This window comes from Roseiarcus fermentans (genome assembly GCF_003315135.1).
Taxonomy (GTDB): domain Bacteria; phylum Pseudomonadota; class Alphaproteobacteria; order Rhizobiales; family Beijerinckiaceae; genus Roseiarcus; species Roseiarcus fermentans.
Map to the genome: position 1 here is coordinate 75,701 of NZ_QNRK01000022.1, position 14,277 is coordinate 89,977.

The 14,277-nt window shown below is 68.0% G+C and carries 14 protein-coding genes and 1 pseudogene; 8 read left to right on the plus strand and 7 right to left on the minus strand.

All coding sequences use genetic code 11. The features are described from left to right. Nucleotides 1–2 precede the first annotated feature (2 nt). Nucleotides 3–419 (minus strand): CopG family transcriptional regulator, encoded by a 417-nt coding sequence (locus DFR50_RS19000; RefSeq protein WP_113890845.1) that lies wholly within the window; start codon nucleotides 417–419, stop codon nucleotides 3–5. A gap of 300 nt (nucleotides 420–719) precedes the next feature. Between DFR50_RS19000 and DFR50_RS19005 the strand changes: the two genes are divergently transcribed. From DFR50_RS19005 to DFR50_RS19015, 3 genes and pseudogenes are all read left to right on the plus strand, one after another. Then, nucleotides 720–1,109 (plus strand): ACT domain-containing protein, encoded by a 390-nt coding sequence (locus DFR50_RS19005; RefSeq protein WP_113890846.1) that lies wholly within the window; start codon nucleotides 720–722, stop codon nucleotides 1,107–1,109. Nucleotides 1,110–1,187: 78 nt separating this feature from the next. Next, on the plus strand, nucleotides 1,188–1,400 hold the full coding sequence (locus DFR50_RS19010) for a CopG family transcriptional regulator (RefSeq protein ID WP_113890847.1): 213 nt from the start codon (nucleotides 1,188–1,190) through the stop codon (nucleotides 1,398–1,400). 2 nt (nucleotides 1,401–1,402) lie between these two features. Further along, nucleotides 1,403–1,839 (plus strand): annotated as a pseudogene (locus tag DFR50_RS19015) (TA system VapC family ribonuclease toxin). Nucleotides 1,840–2,440: 601 nt separating this feature from the next. On the opposite strand, the gene DFR50_RS19020 reads toward DFR50_RS19015, so the two are convergent. The 3 genes from DFR50_RS19020 to DFR50_RS19030 form a co-directional block, all read right to left on the minus strand. Continuing rightward, entirely contained in the window at nucleotides 2,441–2,671 is a 231-nt protein-coding gene (locus DFR50_RS19020) for a hypothetical protein (RefSeq protein WP_113890848.1), read from the minus strand. Between the two features lie 291 nt (nucleotides 2,672–2,962). Then, entirely contained in the window at nucleotides 2,963–3,457 is a 495-nt protein-coding gene (locus DFR50_RS19025) for a thioesterase family protein (RefSeq protein ID WP_113890849.1), read from the minus strand. 80 nt (nucleotides 3,458–3,537) lie between these two features. Beyond that, nucleotides 3,538–4,116 (minus strand): Spy/CpxP family protein refolding chaperone, encoded by a 579-nt coding sequence (locus DFR50_RS19030; RefSeq protein WP_170153289.1) that lies wholly within the window; start codon nucleotides 4,114–4,116, stop codon nucleotides 3,538–3,540. Nucleotides 4,117–4,500: 384 nt separating this feature from the next. Between DFR50_RS19030 and DFR50_RS19035 the strand changes: the two genes are divergently transcribed. The 4 genes from DFR50_RS19035 to gad all read left to right on the plus strand — a co-directional run bounded on the left by DFR50_RS19035 (nucleotide 4,501) and on the right by gad (nucleotide 11,000). Next, nucleotides 4,501–5,316, plus strand: coding sequence for an HpcH/HpaI aldolase family protein (locus tag DFR50_RS19035; protein WP_113890891.1), 816 nt, complete (start codon nucleotides 4,501–4,503; stop codon nucleotides 5,314–5,316). A 153-nt stretch (nucleotides 5,317–5,469) separates the two neighbouring features. Beyond that, nucleotides 5,470–7,929 (plus strand): DNA topoisomerase (ATP-hydrolyzing) subunit B, encoded by a 2,460-nt coding sequence (gyrB, locus tag DFR50_RS19040; protein WP_245427958.1) that lies wholly within the window; start codon nucleotides 5,470–5,472, stop codon nucleotides 7,927–7,929. Nucleotides 7,930–8,840: 911 nt separating this feature from the next. Continuing rightward, the gene (locus DFR50_RS33085; RefSeq protein ID WP_113890852.1) at nucleotides 8,841–9,350 is read left to right on the plus strand and encodes a helix-turn-helix domain-containing protein; all 510 of its coding nucleotides are present in this window, start codon (nucleotides 8,841–8,843) and stop codon (nucleotides 9,348–9,350) included. 249 nt (nucleotides 9,351–9,599) lie between these two features. Beyond that, nucleotides 9,600–11,000: a glutamate decarboxylase gene (gad, locus tag DFR50_RS19050; protein WP_113890853.1), complete on the plus strand. Its 1,401-nt coding sequence runs from the start codon at nucleotides 9,600–9,602 to the stop codon at nucleotides 10,998–11,000. A 129-nt stretch (nucleotides 11,001–11,129) separates the two neighbouring features. On the opposite strand, the gene DFR50_RS19055 is transcribed toward gad, so the two are convergent. Further along, nucleotides 11,130–11,648 (minus strand): ribonuclease toxin HepT-like protein, encoded by a 519-nt coding sequence (locus DFR50_RS19055; RefSeq protein WP_113890854.1) that lies wholly within the window; start codon nucleotides 11,646–11,648, stop codon nucleotides 11,130–11,132. Continuing rightward, nucleotides 11,645–11,971 (minus strand): nucleotidyltransferase family protein, encoded by a 327-nt coding sequence (locus DFR50_RS19060; RefSeq protein ID WP_113890855.1) that lies wholly within the window; start codon nucleotides 11,969–11,971, stop codon nucleotides 11,645–11,647. The genes DFR50_RS19055 and DFR50_RS19060 overlap by 4 nt, the downstream gene beginning before the upstream one ends. A 469-nt stretch (nucleotides 11,972–12,440) precedes the next feature. Here DFR50_RS19060 and DFR50_RS19065 point away from each other — a divergent pair, with 469 nt between their 5' ends. Continuing rightward, entirely contained in the window at nucleotides 12,441–12,692 is a 252-nt protein-coding gene (locus tag DFR50_RS19065) for a hypothetical protein (RefSeq protein ID WP_113890856.1), read from the plus strand. A gap of 88 nt (nucleotides 12,693–12,780) precedes the next feature. Here DFR50_RS19065 and DFR50_RS19070 read toward each other — a convergent pair whose 3' ends face one another. Then, the gene (locus DFR50_RS19070; RefSeq protein WP_113890857.1) at nucleotides 12,781–14,250 is read right to left on the minus strand and encodes an amidase; all 1,470 of its coding nucleotides are present in this window, start codon (nucleotides 14,248–14,250) and stop codon (nucleotides 12,781–12,783) included. Nucleotides 14,251–14,277: the final 27 nt, after the last annotated feature.

A 14,277-nucleotide genomic window follows, 5' to 3' on the forward strand; every position in this document is an offset into this window, starting at 1 on the left:
GGTTAGCGAATGCGGTCGGCGAGCGCCGCCTTGACGTCCCGGCTGGCGTGAAGAGCGCCGAGAACGGTGATGGTCTCGATCGTCTCGCGCGCCAGATCCGGCGTGACGTCGTCGTCGATGGCGGCGAGGCCGACGACCTGGATTTGCAGCCGGACGCCCTTCGCCTTCGCGTCTTCCAGCTCCCGCCGGCTCACGCGGCGGAGCCCGAGCTCGAGCGTGTTGCGCACGATCGACTGCTTGACCGCATCGGCATGGGACGCGAGCTGGTTGCGGATCGCGGTGCGGATGAAGTCGGTGCGGTTCGAGTAGAATCCCTCGCGCACCAGAAGGTCGATGTGGCCGAGGTCGACGAAGCCGAGGTTGATCGTGATCTTCTCGCTGTCGCCCTGGCGGTCGCGCAGGGTGTGTATGTCAGCCATTTTTTCGTCTCCACCATCCTTCTGGATGGTATATGGATGGTAAGAGACGGCTTACAAGGGGGGCGCCGGCATTTCGGCGGGGGGTTCGTCAGACGCTCGGCGGCGCGGCCCCGCAATGGCGCATGAAAGTGGCGGGACGGCGTCTCCGCGTCCCTCGGTCCGGGCCGCTGGACGCACGATGGGTCGCAGCGTAAGGCGTCGCCGACGGCGCGGCGCCCTCTTCGACGGGTTCTGCCGCCGGTCAGGGGGGAGTTCTTGTCCCAATCGACACGCTCGAAACCGGTCGGAGAAACCCGAGCCATGGTTGCGGGCATGCGGCCGGTCCTCGAAGCCGGCGACGTCGTCTTCTGCACGACGCGCGACGACGCCCTGGTCGCGGCGGCCGCCCCGGCGGCGCTGGCCCTCTTCCGCGAGGCGGAGGGCGTGTCGCTGATCCTGCCGCACGCGACGGCCGAGCGCCTCGGCTTCGCGGTCGACCTGCCGATGCGGCGGATCGTGCTGTCCGTCGCTTCCGCGCTCGACGGCGTCGGCCTGACGGCGGCGGTCGCGGGCGCGCTGGCGCGGGAAGGCATCCCCTGCAACGTCGTCGCCGCCTTCCACCACGACCACGTCTTCGCGCCGTCCGCAATGGCGGAGCGGGCGCTGGCGGCGCTCGAGGCGCTGCAGGCGGCGGCGCAAGCGGAGTCATGATGCGCATCGCGTTTTGCCGCACGGTCCTGCCGAGCGTATGATGCATGATGTCCGATGACCAACCGGCTGAGGCATGGGATGCGCACCACCCTGACCATCGACGATGACGTGTTGACGGCTGCGAAAGCGATCGCCCGTCAGAGCGTGGGCGAGGTCGTGTCCGAACTGGCGCGGCGCGCCTTGCGGAGACCTGCGACTGCGCGGGAGCGGAACGGCGTGCCGCTCCTGCAACGGGGCCCCGACGACGCGCCGGTGACGCTCGAGATCGTCAACGCGCTGCGCGACGAATAGCCTTGACGGTCTTGCCGGACGTCAACGTTCTCATCGCGCTCATCGATCCCGCCCACGTCGGCCACGATGCGGCGCACCTCTGGTTCGAATCGGAGGGGAGCAAGGCGTAGGCGACCTGCCCGCTGACCGAAAACGGCGTGATCGGCATCGTCGGTCATCCGCGATATGCCGGAGGCCCGGGATCGCCTGCCGAAGTCGCCGCGATCGTCGACAGGCTGAGGCGGCTTTCCGGCCATGTCTTCTGGCCCGACGACATCAGCCTGACCGGGGCGCGCCCCATGTCGAGGTTCGGCAGATCCTGACCTCGGCGCAGGTCACGGACAACTATCTGCTCGTGCTCGCCGTGGCGCATGACGGCCGGCTGGCGACGTTCGACCGTCGCCTGTCGACACGGGCGGTGGTTGGCGGAAGAGGCGCGCTCTGTCTGATTCCGGGCTAGCTGGCGCAGGATGACTTGAGGTCTGTCCTTGCGAGCCGAAGGCGAAGCCATCCACGGCGCCGCAGCGTCCCCGGGCGTGGATTGCTTCGCTTCGCTCGCAATGACGGCGGTGTTTCCACCTGATTTGTAACTCCCAACCCCGTCATTGCGAGGAGCAAAGCGACGAAGCAATCCATGCCGCCGCTTGCTTCCTGCGGAAAAAATCGCGCCGTCTTCTGCTCGCAACGAAGGGCGGCTGGACGACCAGAGGGCGCGACAGCGGCCCAGCGGCCCTGGATCGCTTCGCTTCGCTCGCGATGACGGCGCTATCCGCTGCCGGCTTGGGAGTTACGCTGATTTCATCATGCTCTGGCTGAAAGTTCGACGCGCCTTCAGTCTTCCGCGTTCGCCTTCGGCGGGCGCGACACGGGTCTTGGCGATCGCCCAGCGGCCGGCGAACCCAATCGGCATCGCGCCGAGCAACACCGGCGCCAGCCGAGAACCTGCCACAGCGCGGGCAAAGCGCCTCGCCGCACCACCCCGGCACAGGCCCGCGGCGGCGCCGAGGGCCCAAGGCAAGTGGCGTCGGTCGCCGTGGCGGATCGGAAAGGGCTGCTTCGGTTCAAGGTCTCGCCTGGTTCGGCTGGTCGTCAATGGTCAAATCAGGGTAAAACTTTTCAATCGGGAATATGAGGTCGCGCGCTATCGTTCCCATCAGATCGCCGACAGCCTTGTCGAACTGCGCTTTCAGGTTCTTGTCGACGATTCTTTCAATTTCCGTGTACAATTTTCCGATAATATCGTCCGTCGATTTCGCCAGCGACAAAATCGCAATTGCGACATCCTTGTCCATTTCCGTCTCCACGAGAGATCGACCGCCCCGGCAGCGGCGGTGAACCGACCCTTGTCGTCGCGATTCCCTTTGTTCTGGCCGAGATCCGCTTCGGCTGGGGCGAACAACGACTCGGCGGGTCGCTCGCATGGTTTCAAATTCAGCGCCCGTTCCGCCGCATCGGCGCGTTTTCCCTGCCCGACCGCCAACACGGTGCGGCCGCTGCAGCGGCCGCCACGCGTCTGGGCGGAGGGTGTCCGGCCCGGGCGCCCGGGCGGCGTCTCGCCGCCTCTCCCATTTGTCCGCGAAGTCCTACCCCCGCTTCATCGCCACGCCCGCGCCGGCTTCGGGCGGCGTCGGCAGGCTCGCGTGCAGCTTGCGCAGCGCGTCGAGCGCGGCCTGCGTCTCGTGCGTCCAGGGCGTGGCGCGGGCGCCATCGCCGAGCGCCACCGACAGCAGCAGCTGCTCGGACGCGGCCCGCCGCTCGCCTTTTTCGTCGAACAGTTCAAGCCACACCCGCATCCGCTTGTCGTCGTGCTCGAGCAGCCGGCAGGCGACGGCGAGCGCTTCGCCCTCGCGCGCCTCGCGGACATAGTGCAGCATCATCTTCAGGGTGACCAGACTCTGGCCGGTGCGCTTGCGCGCCGCGGCGTCCAGTCCGATCCGGTCCATCAGCGCGTCGACCGAGCGGCTGAACACCAGCGCGTAGGCCGCGTCGTTCATGTGGCCGTTGTAGTCGATCCAGTCGCGCGCGACCGTGGTTGCGTAGACGTCGAGCGGCGCGTGCGGCTTGGCGTGCGCGATCATGCTCTCCTCCCCTTGCGAGGCGATCGGCGCCAGGCAGCCGGCAGTCGGATGTCTCCCGCCGGCGGCCTTGCGCCCGCTGCCTATTGCTCTTCGTCAGACCAGTCCTGGTCCTCGTGATGGCGGTGGGGCGGCCCCATCATCTCCCCCATGTCGTCGTGTCCGCGGCCCATCTTCATCATCTCGCGCGACAGGAAGCCGAACATGTGCTTCTGCTCGTCGCTGAGGCTGGCGTAGAGCGGCTTGCCGGCGTCCGCGATCTTGCGCAGCGCGGCGCCGAGGTCGGAAAGCCGCGTCGCCATGCGATCGAGCCGGTCGACCGGCGAGGGAGGCGGGCCGGCCTGGTCCTCGTCGCTCTCCATGCGCTCCATCATGTGCTGCATGCGGTCCATGCGCGCCTGCGCGAATTCGCGGACGGCCGCCTCGAACGGGCCCCACAGCTTGTCCTGGTCGGGCGTCAGCTTCAGGCCCGCCTTGAGCCCCGCGAGCCGGGCGTCGAGCATCGCCTCGCGGTTGTCCGCCCAGCGCTGCATCCATTTCTGCGCCTCGGCCGCGGGACCCGTCGCCGGGGCCGCCGTCTGGGCGCCGGCGCTCGCGACGCAGGCGGCAAACGCCGCCGACGCGACGAGCGTCAGCAACGGCGCACGAATGATGGCTCTCATGGTGGTTCCTCCACGAACATGATCCGGACGGGGCCGAATCGCGCGGAGATGGAAACCCCGCAGCATGGAAAGTTGATGACGAATCCGTCCGGCGCAATGCCGTCGCCCAAAAATGTCGCTCAGGCGCCCAAAATGAGAAGACGCGGCCGAGGGGGGCGGCCGCGTCTTCGTTGTCCGGGGCCAGGGGTTGAGCCCGCGGAAGTCCGAAGCCAGGGGTGGAGCTTCGGATGTTCGATTTTGCTGCTTTCGACTGCGCTGTTGGCTTGCGTTCGATTTGTGCCGCTGTTGACGCATGAACATTCGTCCAAGCCCGGATGAAATTCAAATGAACTCGCCGTAATGATCGTCGCTCCCGGCGGGCCGCCGGACGAGAAGGAGCGTAAGATGACCGAGACCGTGGTCGGAAAATTGATTGAGACCCTCGCAGGCGGCGCGCCGGTCTTCTCCGCGTGGGTGGGAATGAACGAGCCGGCGGTCGCCGAGGCGCTGGCGCGGGAGGCGTTCGACGCCGTCATCCTGGACATGCAGCACGGGGCGCTCGACTTCGCCGGCGCCTGCCAATCGATCCTCGCCGTCGCGCTCGCCGGCCTGCCCGCCATCGTGCGGACGCCGGTCGGCGAATTCGCGACCGCGAGCCGGCTGATCGACGCCGGCGCCGCGGGCGTCATCGCGCCGATGATCAACAGCCGCGCCGACGCCGAGGCCTTCGCCGCTTTCGCCAAGTTTCCCCCGCTCGGCGAGCGGTCGTGGGGCCCGCGCGCCGCCCTGCCGCTCAGCGGCCTCGACACGCAGGCCTATCTCGCCGGCGCCAACCGCCTGACCCAGGCGATCGCCATGATCGAGACGCGGGAGGCGCTCGCGGCGCTCGACGACATTCTCGCCGTCGACGGCGTCGACGGCGTGTTCATCGGCCCGGCCGACCTGTCGATTGCGCTCAGCGACGGCGCGAAATGGGACCCGCGCGGGGCCGCGGTGATCGAGGCGGCGGGCCATGTCGTCGCGCGCGCCCGCGCCCACGGAAAATACGCCGGGATGTTCTGCTACGACGGCGCCGACGCCCACGCCATGGCGGCGCTCGGCTTCCGGCTCTGCTCGATCGGCTCGGACGGCGCGATGCTTCGGGCGGCCGCCCGCGGCGAACTGGCGGCGGCCCGCGGCACGCCCGCCGGCGGACCCGCCGGAGGCCCGAAAACATACTAGATTTCATGAGGTTCGGTTGAGCGGAGGCCACCCTGGGGGAAGCGCCGCGCAGGCGCTTTTGACGTGCATCTGCGGGCGTCAACCGCTAGAATGCGAGCAAGTCGAGTCGGCCTCTTCCCCGCCCTCGGATTTTCACGAAAAAGGCCTGTCATTTTGAATCAGGAAACGAAGGACCTCGCCAGCCGCGCCGAGAGCGCGAGCGAGGCGTACGGCGCGGATTCGATCAAGGTGCTTCGGGGCCTCGACGCGGTGCGCAAGCGCCCGGGCATGTACATCGGCGACACCGACGACGGCTCCGGCCTGCACCACATGATCTACGAGGTGGTGGACAACGCCATCGACGAGGCGCTCGCCGGCCACGCCAAGCTGGTCACCGTGACGCTCAACGCCGACGGCTCCTGCACGGTCACCGACGACGGGCGCGGCGTCCCGACCGGCATCCACGAGGAGGAGGGCGTCTCGGCGGCCGAGGTCATCATGACCCAGCTGCACGCCGGCGGGAAATTCGACCAGAATTCCTACAAGGTCTCCGGCGGTCTGCACGGCGTCGGCGTGTCGGTCGTCAACGCCCTGTCGACCCGGCTGGTCCTGCGCGTCTGGCGCGACGGCCTCGAGCATTTCGTCGAGTTCGCCCATGGCGACGTGGTCGCGCCGCTGAAGGTCGTGGGCCCCGGCCCGCTCGTCGACGGCCAGCCGAAGCGCGGCACCGAGGTGACCTTCTGGCCGTCGTCCGAGACCTTCACCATGGTCGAGTTCGACTACCCGACCATCGAGCACCGGCTGCGCGAGCTCGCCTTCCTCAATTCCGGCGTGCATGTCGTGCTCACCGACCTGCGCAGCGCCGAGCCCAAGCGCGAGGACCTCTATTACGAGGGCGGCCTCGAGGCGTTCGTGCGCTATCTCGACCGCGCCAAGACGCCGCTGATCGCCAAGCCGATCCTGATCAAGGGCGAGCGCGACGGCATCGTCGTCGAGGTCGCGCTGTGGTGGAACGACAGCTATCACGAGAACGTGCTGCCGTTCACCAACAACATCCCGCAGCGCGACGGCGGCACCCACCTGGTCGGCCTCAGGAGCGCGCTGACGCGGCAGGTCGTCGGCTACGCCGAAAAATCGGGCCTGCTGAAGAAGGAGAAGGTCGACCTCTCCGGCGACGACACCCGCGAGGGTCTCACCTGCGTGCTCAGCGTCAAATGCCCCGATCCGAAATTCTCGTCGCAGACCAAGGACAAGCTGGTCTCGTCCGAGGTGCGGCCGGTGGTCGAGGGGCTGGTCAACGAACTGCTGCAGCAATGGTTCGAGGAGCACCCGCCGGAAGCGCGCGTCGTGGTCGGCAAGGTGGTCGAGGCGGCGCAGGCGCGCGAGGCTGCGCGCAAGGCGCGCGAACTGACCCGCCGCAAGGGCGCGCTCGACATCGCGAGCCTGCCGGGAAAACTCGCCGACTGCCAGGAGCGCGATCCGGCCAAGTCGGAAATCTTCATCGTCGAGGGCGATTCCGCCGGCGGAACCGCCAAGCAGGGGCGCAACCGCGAATACCAGGCGGTTCTCCCCTTGCGCGGAAAGATCCTCAACGTCGAGCGGGCGCGCTTCGACAAAATGCTGTCGTCGGAGCAGGTCGGCACGCTCATCACCGCGCTCGGGGCCGGCATCGGCCGCGACGACTTCAACATCGAAAAAATCCGCTACCACAAGATCATCATCATGACCGACGCGGACGTGGACGGCTCCCACATCCGCACCCTGCTGCTCACCTTCTTCTTCCGCCAGATGCGGCAGATCATCGAGAACGGCTACCTGTTCATCGCCCAGCCGCCGCTGTTCAAGGTCAAGCGCGGCCAGTCCGAGCAGTATCTGAAGGACGAGCGGGCGATGGACGACTACCTGATCGAACAGGGCCTCGAGGGCGCGTCGCTGAGGCTCGCCAGCGGCGAAGTGCGCGCCGGCGCGGATCTGCGCGCCCTCGTCGAGGAGGCGCGCGCCATGCGCCGCCTGCTGACCGGCCTGCATTCGCGCTACAACCGCGCCGCGGTCGAACAGGCCGCGCTCGCCGGCGCGCTGACGCCGCTGGCTTCCGCCGACGACCCCGCAGGCGCCGAGCGCGCGGCCGTGCTCGCCGAACGGATGAACGCGATCGCGGAGGAGACCGAGCGCGGCTGGACGGGTCGGTTCGACGCCAGCGGCTATGTGCTCATCCGCGAGGTGCGCGGCGTCCGCCAGGCCGCGATCCTCGACGCGGGCCTGATCGCCTCGGCCGACGCGCGCCGTCTGGCCGAGCACGCCCGGCCGCTCGCCGAGGCCTTCGCTTCGCCCGGCGCGTTCGTCCGCCGTGGCGACGAGTCTCCGATCTCGGGGCCGTCCGGCCTGCTCGAGGCGGTCAACGCCGCCGGGCGCAAGGGCGTGACGATCCAGCGCTACAAGGGCCTGGGCGAAATGAACAAGGACCAACTCTGGGAGACGACCCTCGACCGCGACGCCCGCTCGCTCCTGCAGGTGAAGATCCGCGAGGTCGACGAGGCGGACGACATCTTCGTCAAGCTGATGGGCGACGTGGTCGAGCCGCGGCGCGAGTTCATCCAGGAGAACGCGCTGAACGTGTCGAATCTGGACGTGTGATTATGAGAACCCATCTCCCGGCGGGAGAGGAGCCGGGTGAGGGAACCCGCTCGGGCGGGGGCGATGATATGCTCTTCTTAACTCATGCAAGTTGAGAAGATTGGCCTTTTGGCGCCCCGGCGGGGAACCTTGATCGACACCTATCTCTACCGAACATGAATATCGCAATAAGATCAAGAATGTGCAGGCCAAGAGGAAACGATCCAGTTAACGCGCGGTTTAAGATGAGATGCGCGATCCGATAGCAAGTTTTTCAATGTTTTCAAGTCATTATATCGATACGGCGGGCGCGAGTCCCGATGAACCGGAGGTCCAACTTGCCAAGTCGCGAGCAGCGGTAGCAATGGATGACCGCAAGCGGCGCCGGGGCGTTCGGAGAAGCGACCACATGTCCGATAGCTCGAACACACAAAATAAGGGCCGGCTTTTGAGCGCCGCGCCTCGAGCATCGAGGAAGCCGGAGAGCGTTTGGCCTGTCGCGCGCCGCGCTGCGCCGACTGCTCGATGACGAAAACCCGAGGACGATCAAGTCGGCGCTCGCCGCCTTGTTCCGGTCGCCGTGATCGACGCCCTTGATCGGCGTGCGCCATGACAGCTCAAAAAAATCCGGCCCCAAGACTTTCCTGCTCGCGCTCATTCTTGAAGATGTCGTCCAATGGCGTATAAATGCCCTCGGTGGAGTCAGCGAGATATCGAGATACACCTCGTCGATGAAGTCAGCGAGGGCAGTGGCGTCACAATTCGGGTGTCGGTCGGAAACGTCGCCGTGCTGATCATGGGCGAAGTCCGAGAAGAGGGGACGCGGTTGGTCACAAGCCGCGTCCACGTCTCGTCGGAAGGGATAAGTCCAAACGAAATCGGCGTTTCCAACCTGAGGCGGATCGCTCGCGCCGTCATGGAGGTCGGTGGGTATGACGAGATCGTCGTTGAGGGAGCGGTTCGAACGACTGGGGCGCGTCCGGGGCATCGACCCGGTTCGCTCCGGTTCTCGCGCGATCGTCTCGCTGCGTCTGAGCGGAAGCCTGGACGGGACGAAGTCGGTTGAGGCGGTCATCGCCCTGCGCCGGCGCGGCGCGCCGACGCTGAAGGCCAAGCGCGCGGTCGAAGCGGCCATGGAAGGCGCCGCCAACGTCCTCGAACTCTCCACGGTGGAAGACCCGCACGCGCTCGCCGGTGATTTGCGCCGCTCGGGGTTCGTCCTGTCCGTGGTGACGCCGCTTTCCATCGACGTCCGCAAGTTGCGCGACCGTCTCGGCCTGACCCAGGAGCAGTTCGCGCTGCGGTTCGGTCTCGAACTGGACGCGGTGCGGAACTGGGAGTACGGCCGGCGCGAACCTGACGCGGCGGCCAGGAGCTACCTGACGATCATCGAAAAGGCCGCCGACGTGGTGCAGGACGTTCTGGCCGTTCCTGTCGAGTGATTCCGGAAAGAGCGTTGCCCGCTCGGCCGCCGCCGCATCCGCCGCCGTAGCGCCGGCGCGGCGCCCGCCTTCACCTCGATGCGGCCGGGAGCTCGCGTGTGGCCTGACGGCCGCGCCCTGCGCGGTTGAGCCGGCCCGCCGCTCGCGTCGTCGTCCTGCCATGTTCACGTGTGACGAGCAGGAGCGCCCGCCCGGCGCGGCGCGGACGTTTCGCGCCCGGCGCGGACGGCTCGGCCGAAGGGGGAGTTCATGGCTCTCAGTTACAAGGGCGACGTTCGCGAGTCGCTCGCCGACTCGATCTTCACTCGCGGCGCGCTGTCGAAGCCGCTGCCCAAATACAAGTTCCCCGAGACCGAAAGCCTGGCGGCGGACGTCTTCCAGGTGGTTCAGGACGAACTCTTCCTCGACGGCAACGCGCGCCAGAACCTGGCGACGTTCTGCCAGACCTGGGAGGAGCCCGAGGTCCACAAGATCATGGACCTCGCCATCGACAAGAACATGGTCGACAAGGACGAGTATCCCCAGACGGCCGAACTCGAGTCGCGCTGTGTCCACATGCTCGCCGACCTCTGGAACAGCCCCCACGCCGACAACACGCTCGGCACGTCGGCGGTCGGATCGAGCGAAGCCTGCATGCTCGGCGGCATGGCGATGAAGTGGCGCTGGCGCGCCCAGCGCAAGGCCGCGGGCAAGCCGGCCGACCGGCCCAACATCGTCTGCGGTCCGGTGCAGATCTGCTGGCACAAGTTCGCCCGCTACTTCGACGTCGAGATGCGCGAGGTCGCGATGGAGCCCGGCCGCCTGTTCATGACCCCGGAGGACATGCTGGCGCGGGTCGACGAGAACACGATCGGAGTGGCGGCGACCCTCGGCGTCACGCACACCGGCGCCTATGAGCCGGTCCAGCCGCTGTCGGAGGCGCTCGACCGGCTTCAGGCCGAGACCGGCCTCGACATCGCCATCCATGTCGACGGCGCGTCGGGCGCGTTCCTCGCGCCGTTCTGCGCGCCCAACCTCGTGTGGGACTTCCGCCTGCCGCGGGTCAAGTCGATCTCGACCTCGGGCCACAAGTTCGGCCTCGCGCCGCTCGGCGCGGGCTGGGTGATCTGGCGCGACGCGGCGGATCTGCCGGAGGACCTGATCTTCAAGGTCAACTACCTCGGCGGCGAGATGCCGACCTTCGCCATCAACTTCTCCCGGCCGGCCGGGCAGATCGTGGCGCAATACTACAATTTCCTGCGCCTCGGCCGCGAAGGCTATCGCAAGGTGCATATGGCCTGCTACCAGACGGCGCAATATCTGGCGCGGGAGATCGTCAAGCTCGGGCCGTTCGAGATGATCGCCGCGGGCGACCCGGACGCGGGCATACCCGCCGTCACCTGGAAGCTCGCGGACGGCGCCGATCCCGGCTACACTTTGTTCGATGTCGCCGACCGGCTGCGCATCCGCGGATGGCTGGTGCCGGCCTATACCTTGCCCGCCAATCTCGCCGACGTCGCGGTGCAGCGCATCCTGGTCCGGCAGGGACTGACTCGCGACCTCGCAGCGCTGCTCGTCGACGATTTCGCCCGGGCGATCGCCCATTTCGACCGGCATCCGGTGCAAGCGCCGATGACCGAGGCGGAATCGGGCGGTTTCAAGCACAGCTGAGGGGTGCCCGGGGCTCCGCGCCGCGGCGAAACGGGCTTCGACACGAGGGCGTCGGATCGGCCTCGCGCCTGCGTTCTGGCCGCCGCCGGCGGTTTCCGGGCCCAACGCGACGCCTCCCGGCAGGGGCCGTCACCGACCTCCCGAGACCCTGCCCCCGAGGCCCTCTCCGCCATCGCCGTCGCCAGTCATCGTCTCTCGAAATCTCTTGATCGCGTCCTGGATTCCAGTCGAAATCATTCTGGCGGCGTCGACCGCGGCCCCAATTTTCGCCAAGTCGAAATCGTCGTAGCCCTTTCGAACCACGTGGCGGAATCGTCTCGCTTCGTCGACGGCGTGTAACAGGGTCCCGGTCAGAATCGCCGGGCGATCGTCCCGTATGGCCCTCCCGATCCTGCGGACGACCTGCGCGTGATAGTCGCCGCCGCTCGTTGGTTTTTCCTCCCCCAGGATCTCCAGTATCCGCTCGAATGAGCCTTCGAGGGACGTGTATCCGGCCTGCATTGCCTGCATGAACGCCATGCGGCCTTTGTAACTGGGAAGGTCATCGGCTGCGGACAGGCCTTCGTCGAAGAGAGCGGCGGCGTTGCGGAAGTGTTTGGCCGAAGACTCGATGTCGTCGTCGACCTCGAGCCAGCGTGCGTCCGTCATGCGATGATCCTCGATTCTGCAAGAACTCTCCTTTGGAAGGGTTCGGTACACCACGCCATGGGCTTTATGTCGGATTCGATCTTCATCTCCGCACAGAGCGCCTCGGCCAGACGCCAGGCTTCGGCCTCGAACGCCTCGGGGAAGTCTATGAGCAGATCGACATCGCTGTCGTAGCGGGCTTCGCCTTTGGCCAGCGATCCATAGAGGACGTACCGCCCGCCGTGCGTGCGCGCGAAATCGCGCAACCGCGATTCGAGCTTGGCGGCGATGCCGGCGCGTCTCAGTGCTTCATCGTATTTTCTGCGCTCGATAGACCTGAACATGCCGTCCTTTCGGCATTCCGCCTCGACCGTCCCTGTGGAAGGAATGACCCGGCCGACAAACTCCGAGGCAAGCTTCGCCTGCAGCGAATATCACAATAGTCAGTCAGACCGAATGCGAGCTGGGCGTCCGGATCGGTGTCGGGCGCATGGGTCTCTTCGGCTTCGGCCGAGCCGCCGCGCGCGCCTCGGGCGCGCTCGCGAGGATCCGCCGCCAAGGCGCCGACCGCCGGTTGACCCATGGTCCCGCCGGCATGAGCCGGGGGCCGGACGGCGGCGCCGAAACACAGGCGTTGGAGAACCGGTCACCGCCACGGCCTTATCCCTTTTTTGCTCATCGGCCGGAATAAAACGGCGTTCGGTATGGTCTCCTAAGCAGACGCTCACAAACACAGCGGAGCGCCGAAGTTGGGATCGGCCTCGTCAACGCTGCGGGGGCGCGTATCCACCAACGTGACCTTTGGAGAACACGATGAACACCCTCTCGAATAGCACGCTTGCGCTCGGATTGAGCCTCGTTTTCGCTTCCCCTCACGCGGCCTTCGCCGCCGGCGCCCCGGACCCCGCCCCGCAGCCAAGCCATCATCGCCTGGACCCCTTCGCCAAGGCCCGGGCGCTTGTTCCGCCCGCGCCCCGCGTGGCCGCGCCCGCCGGGCGCGTTCCGGAGACCGACGGCCTCAGCCGCAACACCGAGGAGTGCAATTACGGCTGCATCGACGATTGAGGCTGCGCGTCCGACGACCCTTTCCCAGCGGCGCGGCTGCGTCGCCGCCCTGCCGCCGCCCGCCGCAATCCTCTTGCCGCGCGAGGTCTCAGGCGAACGCCGGCGGCGGGACGAAACCGCCGAACGCGCGCTCGATCAGCCGCGCCAGTTCGAGCGTCGTGCGGTCCTCGAGCCGGGGGCCGACGATCTGGACCCCGATCGGCAGACCGTCCGGCGTGCGTCCGACCGGGATCGCGGTGGCCGGCAGCCCGGGCAGGGTGGCGACGCCCGGCCACAGGAGTTGGTCGACATAGGGGCTCGGTTCGCCGTTGACGATCAGCCGGCGCCGCTCCTGGTCGGGGCCGTGGTCGTGCGGGAAGGCGGCGGTCGGCATGACCGGGCAGATCAGCGCATCGAAATCGCGGAAGAAAGCGCGCCAGGCCGCGCGCAGGCCGGCGCGGCGATCGCCGTCGGCGGTCCAGGCGCGAAACGTCTGGTTGACCCCGCGCAGGCGCTCGGCCGCGAGGCTGGCGTCGGCCGGATCGAGGCTTTGCGCCGCCGCAGCGGCCTGCGCAAAGGGTTCGTCCGGCATGCGCGCGGCGAGCGTCGCCAGCAGCGCGCGCATGTAGAGCCGCGCCGCCGCTTCGAGATCGGGCACGCGCGCGCTGTCGCGGGAGACGCGCGCGCCGGCCTTTTCCAGCCCGGCCGCGAGATCTTCGATCGCCGCGGCGATCGGCGCGTCCGTCGGGCCGAGGGGATGCTGCGTCAGCGCCAGCACGCGGGCGCCGGCGAGACTCGTGACGCGCGGCGGCGGCAACGCGAGGCGATAGCCGACGCCGTCCTCGAGTTCGTCCGGTCCGGCGATCGCGTCGAACAGAGTGGCGAGATCGTCGGCCGTGCGCGCCATCGGCCCGACGACCGCCAGGTCGACCGAGCCCGGCAGGTCCGGGACGAAGGGCGGCGCATGGCCGCGCGACGGCACGAGGCCGTGGGTCGGCTTGTGCGCGAACACGCCGCAGAAATGGGCGGGCGCGCGCAGCGAGCCGCCGATATCGGACCCCAGCGACAGAGGGCCGAAGCCGGCGGCGAGCGCGGCGGCCGAGCCGCCCGACGAGCCGCCCGGCGTGCGCGCCGGATCGTACGGGTTGTTGGTGACCCCGTAGAGGTCGTTGTAGCTCTGCCAGTCGCCGAGCGCGACGGGCACGTTGGTCTTGCCGAGAACGACCGCGCCGGCCGCCTTGACCCGGGCGACGATCAGCGCGTCCTCGGATGGCCGGTATTCGCGCGCTTGCGGAAAGCCCCAGGTGGTCGGGGTTCCGGCGAGATTGTAGCTTTCCTTGATCGTCATCGGCACGCCGAGCAGGGGCCCGCGCTCGCCCTGCGCCAACCGCTGATCGGCCTCGGCGGCCGCGGCGAGCGCGGCGTCGAAGCTTCTCACGCACATGGCGTTGAGCGCGGAGTCGGCGGCCTCGATGCGCGCGATCGCGTCGCGCGCCAGTTCCACGGCGGACACCCGCCGCGCTCCCAGCGCCGCGGCGAGGTCCGCGGCGCTTGCGTAAGTCCATGGCGACCTGTGCATGACCGTTTCCCCCGGGTTTCGACCCCG